At 59.7% G+C, this 2012-nt stretch carries 1 protein-coding gene and 1 pseudogene; one reads left to right on the plus strand and one right to left on the minus strand.

The window, feature by feature from the left end; translation table 11 throughout:
• Nucleotides 1-244: 244 nt before the first annotated feature.
• Nucleotides 245-652 (minus strand): annotated as a pseudogene (locus ABYB95_RS22505) (IS30 family transposase); the annotation flags it as partial.
• Nucleotides 653-720: 68 nt separating this feature from the next.
• Here ABYB95_RS22505 and ABYB95_RS22510 point away from each other — a divergent pair.
• A complete protein-coding gene (locus ABYB95_RS22510; RefSeq protein ID WP_372662258.1) occupies nucleotides 721-1947 on the plus strand; it encodes an IS256 family transposase in 1227 nt (408 codons plus the stop codon).
• Nucleotides 1948-2012 lie beyond the last annotated feature (65 nt).

Below are 2012 nucleotides of genomic sequence, written 5' to 3' on the forward strand. Positions count from 1 at the left end.
GGCCGAATCAAAGCCCAGCACCTTAGCCAGCCGCCTCACGCACCCATCCAGAGCAGAAAGCGGGGGCATTTCCTCTAGAAGTCGATCGACATCATTGAGATAGGTCGAAAAGGTTCGAATGCTGCAGGTCAACAGCTGGCCTCCGTTGCTTAAGAATGGAAAGGGGGAGCACGTGTATCAATGTACTGGACTTCACCCGCTTCTGTAGAGGTGGATTCAAAAGTGAAGTGCAACACCCTTGAATTCAATGAACGAGGGTGGAGTGTTGGTGGCTGTTGAGGAGCAACTCGCTGTATACGGCCAGCGGAGATCGTACGCCCAAGCCTTTTCTCGGCCGGTTGTTGATCTGGTCAGCGATGGCGTCCAGCTGTTCCTGACTGAAGCCCGATAGGTCTGTGCCTTTGGGCAGATACTGGCGCACCAGCCCGTTGGTGTTCTCGTTGGAGCCGCGCTGCCACGGGCTGTGCGGGTCACAGAAGTACACCGCCATTCCGGTACGACGGCTCAACTCCTTGTGCATTGCCATCTCCCGACCCTGGTCGTACGTCATGCTCTGGCGCATGGGCTCGGCGATGCCCAGCAACTTGTCGCTGAAGGCCTGCATTACATTGACCGCGCTGGCGGGTTTGAACTCGGGCAGTTTGATGAGCAGAGGGTGTGCAGAATTTTGTGTAAACGGACAATTCACCGCAGGCGAGAGCCTGCTTGTCCGCAAACACAATGACAACCAAGAAACACGAAGTCCCCCAAGAATTGCTGGCCAGCCTGCTGGCCGACTACAAGAAGCCTGAAGACCTGATTGGCGAGAACGGCCTGCTCAAGCAGCTGACCAAACTGCTGGTGGAGAAGGCGCTGGAAGCCGAACTGACCGAACACCTCGGTCACGAAGGCCACGAGGCCGTGGCCAACGCCAGCGGCAACACCCGCAACGGCAAGAGCAAGAAGACCCTCAAGGGCGAGTTCGGCGAACTGCCCATCGAAGTGCCACGCGACCGCCACGGCAGCTTTGAGCCCCAGCTCATCCCCAAGCACCAGACCCGCTGGAGTGGCTTCGACGACAAAATCATCTCGCTGTACGCCCGTGGCATGACGGTGCGCGAGATACAAAGCCACCTGCAGGAGATGTACGGCGCCGAGGTCTCGCCCAGCCTGATTTCTTCGGTGACGGACGCCGTCAGCGAAGAGGTCAAGGTCTGGCAAGCTCGCCCGCTGGACGCCATCTACCCCATCGTCTACCTGGACTGCATCCACGTGAAGGTGCGCGAGGGCGCGGTGCGGGTCAAGGCGGTGTACCTGGCCATCGGCATCAACATGAATGGCGAGAAGGAGGTGCTGGGCCTGTGGCTGGCGCAGACTGAAGGTGCCAAGTTCTGGCTGCAGGTGGTCACCGAGCTGCGCAACCGGGGCGTACAGGACATCTTCATTGCCTGCGTTGACGGGCTCAAGGGCTTCCCCGATGCCATCGAGGCGGTGTTCCCCAAGGCGGTGGTTCAGCTGTGCATCGTGCACATGGTGCGCCACAGCCTGAACTACGTCTCGTGGAAGCGCAGAAAAGATGTTGCGGCGGACCTGCGCCACATCTACCAGGCCGCCACCTCCGAAGAGGCCGAGCTGCGCCTGGGCGAGTTCGAAGCCAAGTGGGACTCGGACTACCTGCCCATTGGCCAGTCCTGGCGCAGGAACTGGAGCCGGCTGACGCCGTTCTTTGACTACCCGGCGGAAATCCGCAAAGTCATCTACACGACCAACGCCATCGAGTCGGTGAACATGGGCCTGAGGAAGCTGAGCAAGAACCGGGGCTCGTTCCCCAGCGACGAGGCGCTGACCAAGCTGTTCTACCTGGCCCTGCGCAACATCAGCCAGAAGTGGACCATGCCCATCCGCGATTGGAAGGCTGCGCTGACTCGCTTTACCATTCAGTTCGGAGACCGCATCTCCGTCAACTGAAGTCCGAACCGTTTGCACAAAAATTCGGACACGCCCAAACCTGACCGGCTGCAGTCAGCCTCGAC

Origin of the sequence: Hydrogenophaga sp., from assembly GCF_041633695.1 — a bacterium.
Lineage (GTDB): Bacteria > Pseudomonadota > Gammaproteobacteria > Burkholderiales > Burkholderiaceae_C > Hydrogenophaga.

Bases quoted from the DNA above. Each gene is read 5' to 3' on its own strand.
- ABYB95_RS22510 (WP_372662258.1), top strand. From the start codon at position 721: ATGACAACCAAGAAACACGAAGTCCCCCAAGAATTGCTGGCCAGCCTG.